Origin of the sequence: Streptomyces adustus, from assembly GCF_009377175.1 — a bacterium.
Lineage (GTDB): Bacteria > Actinomycetota > Actinomycetes > Streptomycetales > Streptomycetaceae > Streptomyces > Streptomyces adustus.
The window spans coordinates 1-5,864 of the sequence record NZ_VJZD01000381.1 but is presented as its reverse complement, the minus strand read 5'-3'; the positions used below and the strand labels follow the sequence as shown (position 1 = coordinate 5,864).

Below are 5,864 nucleotides of genomic sequence, written 5' to 3'. Positions count from 1 at the left end.
GCCGGGTGGCGGGGGCCGGGATGCCCGGGGCCGGCATCCGGTACGGGGAATTCCGCGCGCGGGCTCGTAGAGTGGAGGCGGGATCAGCGTCTTGGGGGTGCGGACGTGGCGAACGGCGGACCTGTCGAGCACGGCTACCCACATCTGGAGACGGTGCGGGCCGCGGTCACCGCGCTGTACAAGCGGCTGTCGTACGACACGATCCAGACGTTCGCGACGAGTGTGGCGCCGGTCGACGTGGCGTTCTGCGACACCGACGACCTTCATCTGGGTACCCAGCGCGTGGCGCGTGAGCTGGTGCGGCACTACCGGCTGCCGGATGCCCGGATGATCGTCGGCTTCCGGGAGATGGAGCACGCGGCGCACATCGAGCTCGCCGCGGGTCCGGAGTACTTCGTGGAGCTGAACGACCGGTTCCGTACCCATCGCAGGGACATCGGCGCGGCGCTGGCCCACGAGATCATGCACGTGTATCTGCACCGGCTGGATCTGTCCTTCCCCGGCACACGGGACAACGAGATCCTCACGGACACGGCGACGACGTATCTGGGCGCGGGCTGGCTGCTGCTCGACGCGTTCCGGGAGGACGCGGTGACCTCGCAGAAGCTGGGTTATCTCACGCCGGAGGAGTTCGGGTACGTGCTGGCCAAGCGCGCGCTGCTGTTCGGCGAGGACCCGTCGACGTGGTTCACCAGCGCGCAGGCGTACGAGGCGTACGCGCGGGGCCTGGCGCAGGCGCGTCGGGACGAGCAGCAGCCGCCGCTGACGGCGGCGGGCTGGGCGGGCCGGCGGCGTTACGCCCGGGACCGTCGGCACGCCCAGGACCGGGGGCAGGCCGACGGGTCCGGCACCGCGTACGCGTTCACGCCGGACGGCCGGGGTCCGCTTCGGGTGTCGTTCCCGTGCCCGACCTGCCATCAGCGGATCAGGGTGCCGGTGCGGGGGCGGGTGCGGGCGCGGTGCGCGCTGTGCCGGACGGTGCTGGAGTGCGACACGTAGGGCTCACGGCGTACCCGGCGCATCCGGGCCGGACGGTGGGTGCCGCGGCAGGTCAGGGGCATGGCGTGCCCGGACCGGGTTGCGGCCGCCGCGGCAGGTGAGGGTCACGGCGTACCCGGCCCGGACGGTGGGTTCACCGGGTTCCGTACACCGCGCCCGGTGGCTGGGCCTCCTTCATCAGATGTCGTACGGCGTCCCCCGCCTCCTCCGGCCGCCTGCGCTGCTCCCCGGCCGCGGTGGGGCCGGGCCGCCACCCCTCCATGAGGGTGATCCGGCCTCCTTCGGTCTCGAAGACCCGTCCGGTGACACCGGCGCTGGCGGCCGAGCCCAGCCAGACGACCAGCGGTGAGACGTTTTCGGGGGCCATCGCGTCGAAGCCCGTTTCCGGTGCCGCCATGGTCTGCGCGAACGTCTCCTGGGTCATTCGCGTGCGGGCCGCGGGCGCGATCGCGTTGACCTGGACGCCGTAGCGGCCCAGTTCGGCCGCCGCGACCAGCGTCAGGGCGAGGATGCCGGCCTTCGCCGCGCTGTAGTTGCCCTGTCCCACCGATCCCAGCAACCCGGCCCCGCTGCTGGTGTTGACGACCCTGGCCTCGGGGGTGCGCCCGGCCCGGGTCTCCTGGCGCCAGTGCGCGGCCGCGTGCCGCAGCGGCAGGAAGTGTCCCTTGAGGTGGACGCGGACGACCGCGTCCCAGTCGCTCTCGTCGAGGTTGACCAGCATCCGGTCCCGCAGGAACCCCGCGTTGTTGACGAGGGTGTCGAGCCTGCCGTACGTCTCCAGCGCGACCCGGATCAGCGATGCCGCGCCCTCGGTCGTGGCGATGTCGCCGGCGTGCGCGACGGCGTGTCCGCCGACCGCCCGGATCTCGTCGACGACGCCGTCCGCGGGGCTGTCGGAACCCGGTGTGCCGTCCAGGCCGACCCCCAGGTCGTTGACGACGACCCGGGCTCCCTCGGCGGCGAACGCGAGTGCGTGCGCCCGCCCGAGGCCCCGTCCGGCACCGGTGACGACGACGACCCGTCCCGTGCAGATTCCGCTCATCCCGTTCCCTTTCCTCGGCCGTCCCGGTCGGCTGTGGCGGCGTCCAGGAAGGCGGGCCGCTCCCCGCCCCCGTGCACGAGCAGGCTCGCCCCGCTGATGTACGCGGCGGCGTCGGAGGCGAGGAAGACGGCGGCCGCGCCGATGTCGTCGGGAACGGCCAGCCGTCCGAGCGGGACGGTGCGCGCGACCGCCTCGACGCCTTCCTCCCCGCCGTAGTGGAGATGGGACAGCTCGGTGCGGACCATGCCGACGACGAGGGTGTTGACGCGGACGTGCGGCGCCCACTCCACCGCCATGGACCGGGCGAGGTGCTCCAGCCCCGCCTTGGCCGCCCCGTAGGCCGCCGTGCCCGGCGAGGGGCGGCTGCCGCTGACGCTGCCGACCATCACGACGGCGCCCCGGGCCCGTCTGAGGTGCTCGTACGCGGCGAGCGACGCGGTCAGCGGGGCGAGCAGGTTCAGCTCGACGACCCGCGCGTGGCGCTCGGCGTCCGCGTCGGCCAGCAGCCGGTACGGCGCGCCGCCCGCGTTGTTGACGAGGACGTCGAGCCGGGGCAGCGCGTCGAAGAAGGCCCGTACGGCGGGCGGGTCGCGCAGGTCCAGCGGCACGAACTCCACCCCTGCCGCGGGCTCTTCGGGCGGCGGTCTGCGGGCGCAGGCCACCACCCGTGCCCCGGCCGCCGCGAACGCCCGGGCGATGCCCGCTCCCACGCCCCGTGTGCCGCCGGTCACCACGACCGTGCGGCCGCTCGGCGGCGAAGAGCGCGAGGAGTGGGCGGGGTGCGAGGGGTGCGGTGCGTGCGCGGGGTGCGCAGGGTGCGAGTTGTCCACAGGGCCTCCCGCCGAGATCCGTCGGCTGCTAGCTTCGAAGTCTCACACCTAACAAATGTTTGGTGGAATAGCGGCTGGGTGGAAAGGTAGCTGATGCGCCGATGGGTGTCTCCACCTCGTCCCCGGAAAAGGGGATTTCCGTGGTCACGGTCGACTTCCCCCCGGTGAACGCCGTACCGGTGGCCGGCTGGTTCGCCCTGGCCGACGCGGTGCGCGCGGCCGGTCACGACCCGGAGGTGCGGTGCGTGGTGCTGGGCGCGCGGGGGCGCGGCTTCAACGCGGGCGTGGACATCAAGGAGATACAGGCCCAGGGGCGCCCCGCGCTCGTCGGCGCCAACCGCGGCTGCTTCGAGGCCTTCGCCGCGGTGTACGAGTGCGAGGTCCCGGTGGTGGCGGCGGTGCAGGGCTTCTGCCTGGGCGGCGGCATAGGCCTTGCGGGGAACGCGGACGTGATCGTGGCCGGTGACGACGCCGTCTTCGGACTGCCCGAGCTCGACCGGGGAGCCCTCGGCGCGGCCACGCACCTGTCCCGGCTGGTCCCCCCGCATCTGATGCGCGCGCTGTACTACACCTCGCGCACGGCGACCGCGGCCGAGCTGCACGCCCACGGCTCGGTGTGGCGGGTGGTGCCGAGCGAGGAACTGGGCGCCGCCGCCCTGGAGCTGGCCCGGGAGATCGCCGCCAAGGACGGTGAACTGCTGCGGCTGGCCAAGGCCGCAATCAACGGCATCGATCCGGTCGACGTGCGCCGCAGCTACCGCTTCGAGCAGGGCTTCACGTTCGAGGCGGACGTCAGCGGGGTGGCCGACCGGATCCGGGACACCTTCGGGAAGGAGGGGACGTCGGGTGGGTGACAAGACGATGACCGCCGACGAGGCGGTCTCCGCGCTGGCGAGCGGCATGACCGTCGGCATCGGCGGCTGGGGCTCCCGGCGCAAGCCGATGGCCCTGGTGAGAGCGGTGCTCCGGGCCGGCATCGGCGATCTCACGGTGGTCTCGTACGGCGGTCCGGACGTCGGCATGCTGGCCGCCGCCGGGCGGATCCGGAAGCTGGTCGCCGCGTTCACCACCCTGGACTCGATCCCGCTCGAACCGCACTACCGCGCGGCCCGTGAGCGGGGGGCCTTCGAGCTGATGGAGGTCGACGAGGCGATGTTCATGTGGGGGCTGCGCGCGGCCGCGAACCGGCTGCCGTTCCTGCCGGTCAGGGCGGGTATCGGCTCGGACGTGATGCGGGTCAACCCGGAGCTGCGGACCGTCGACTCCCCCTACGAGGACGGGGAGACGTTCGTGGCGATGCCCGCCCTGCGGCTGGACGCGGCGCTGGTCCACGTCAACCGTGCGGACCGGCGGGGCAACGGCATCTACCTGGGTCCGGACCCGTACTTCGACGACCTGTTCTGCGCGGCGGCGGACCGGGCGTATGTCTCGTGCGAGCGGATCGTGGACACCGCGGAGCTGACGAAGGGGGCCGACGCCGGTCCGCAGTCGCTGCTGATCAAGCGGCACACGGTGACGGGCGTGGTCGAGGCCCCGAACGGCGCGCACTTCACGTCCTGCGCGCCCGACTACGGCCGGGACGAGGCCTTTCAGCGGCTGTACGCGGGCGCGCCCTGGCCGGAGTTCGCGAACCGGTTCCTGGGCGGGGACGAGCACGCCTACCGGTCCGCCGTGCGGGCCTGGCAGCGGGAACAGGAGCGTGGGCAGGGCGAGGAGGGGACGTCGTGAGCGCTCCGGGCGGCGCCGCGGCCGCGCCCACCCGTGCCGAGTACTGCGTGATCGCCTGCGCCGAGGCCTGGCGGGACGCGGGCGAGGTGCTGGCGAGCCCGATGGGCGGGGTGATCCCGTCCGTGGGCGCCCGGCTCGCCCGGCTCACCTTCGCGCCGGATCTGCTGCTGACCGACGGCGAGGCGCTGCTCGTGGACGCCGACGGCACGATCGAGGGCTGGCTGCCCTACCGTCAGCACCTGGAGCTGGTCGGCGGCGGCCGACGGCACGTGATGATGGGCGCGAGCCAGATCGACCGGTTCGGCAACCAGAACATCGCGTGCATCGGCGACTGGGCCGTACCCCGGCGGCAGCTGCTCGGGGTCCGGGGCGCTCCGGTCAACACGTTGAACAACCCGACGAGTTACTGGATCCCGAAGCACTCCCGGCGGGTCTTCGTGGAGCGGGTCGACATGGTGTGCGGGGTGGGGTACGACCGTGCGGCCCGGCACCCCGGCACGGCACGCTTCCACCGGATCCCGCGGGTCGTCTCCGATCTCGGCGTCCTCGACTTCGCCACGCCCGATCACGCCATGCGGCTGGCGTCGCTGCATCCGGGGGTGAGCGTCGAGCAGGTGCGGGAGGCGACCGGTTTCGCCCTCGTGGTCCCGCCGGAGGTGCCCCGGACGCGTGAGCCCACGGCCGGGGAACTGCGGCTGATCCGGGAGGTGATCGACCCGGCAGGCGCCCGCGACCGGGAGGTCCCGGACCGGGCGGGGGTCTGATGGAGACGGCGTTCACCCGGCTGGTCGGGGTCCGGCACCCGGTCATGCAGACGGGGATGGGGTGGGTGGCGGGCCCGCGGCTGGTGTCGGCGGCGGCGAACGCGGGCGCGCTGGGGGTGCTGGCCTCGGCGACGATGACCCTCGACCAGCTGCGGGCGGCGATACGCGAGGTCGCCGCGCGTACGGAGGCGCCGTTCGGGGTGAACCTGCGCGCGGACGCGGCCGACGCGGGCGACCGGGTGCGGATGATCGTCGAGGAGGGGGTGCGGGTCGCCTCGTTCGCCCTGGCCCCGTCCCGTGAGCTGATCGCCGAGCTGAAGGAGGCGGGCGTGGTGGTCATCCCGTCGGTGGGCGCGCGCCGGCATGCCGAGAAGGTGGCGGCGTGGGGCGCGGACGCGGTGGTGGTGCAGGGCGGTGAGGGCGGCGGCCACACCGGCGAGGTGGCGACGACGGTGCTGCTGCCGCAGGTCGTCGACGCGGTGGACCTGCCGGTGGTGGCGG

General features: G+C 73.7%; 7 protein-coding genes. 5 read left to right on the top strand and 2 right to left on the bottom strand.

Annotation, left to right across the window (positions count from 1 at the left end; genetic code table 11):
• Nucleotides 1–105: 105 nt before the first annotated feature.
• Nucleotides 106–999, top strand: coding sequence for a hypothetical protein (locus FNH09_RS43750; protein ID WP_162470002.1), 894 nt, complete (start codon nt 106–108; stop codon nt 997–999).
• Between the two features lie 133 nt (nt 1,000–1,132).
• Here the strand turns inward: FNH09_RS43750 and FNH09_RS43745 are convergent, their stop codons facing one another.
• Together FNH09_RS43745 and FNH09_RS43740 are read right to left on the bottom strand one after the other, a co-directional pair.
• On the bottom strand, nt 1,133–2,041 hold the full coding sequence (locus FNH09_RS43745; protein ID WP_152895434.1) for an SDR family oxidoreductase: 909 nt from the start codon (nt 2,039–2,041) through the stop codon (nt 1,133–1,135).
• Nucleotides 2,038–2,871: an SDR family oxidoreductase gene (locus FNH09_RS43740; RefSeq protein ID WP_162470001.1), complete on the bottom strand. Its 834-nt coding sequence runs from the start codon at nt 2,869–2,871 to the stop codon at nt 2,038–2,040. The genes FNH09_RS43745 and FNH09_RS43740 overlap by 4 nt, the downstream gene beginning before the upstream one ends.
• Before the next feature lie 101 nt (nt 2,872–2,972).
• Here FNH09_RS43740 and FNH09_RS43735 point away from each other — a divergent pair, with 101 nt between their 5' ends.
• The 4 genes from FNH09_RS43735 to FNH09_RS43720 form a co-directional block, all read left to right on the top strand.
• A complete protein-coding gene (locus tag FNH09_RS43735) occupies nt 2,973–3,725 on the top strand; it encodes an enoyl-CoA hydratase family protein (protein WP_152895433.1) in 753 nt (250 codons plus the stop codon).
• A complete protein-coding gene (locus FNH09_RS43730) occupies nt 3,718–4,599 on the top strand; it encodes a CoA-transferase (RefSeq protein WP_162470000.1) in 882 nt (293 codons plus the stop codon). The genes FNH09_RS43735 and FNH09_RS43730 overlap by 8 nt, the downstream gene beginning before the upstream one ends.
• Complete coding sequence (locus tag FNH09_RS43725) at nt 4,596–5,363, top strand: CoA-transferase (RefSeq protein WP_162469999.1); 768 nt, start codon at nt 4,596–4,598, stop codon at nt 5,361–5,363. The genes FNH09_RS43730 and FNH09_RS43725 overlap by 4 nt, the downstream gene beginning before the upstream one ends.
• Nucleotides 5,363–5,864, top strand: a 502-nt coding sequence (locus FNH09_RS43720; RefSeq protein ID WP_162469998.1) for an NAD(P)H-dependent flavin oxidoreductase, incomplete at its 3' end; no start/stop codon positions are given. The genes FNH09_RS43725 and FNH09_RS43720, both read left to right, overlap by 1 nt.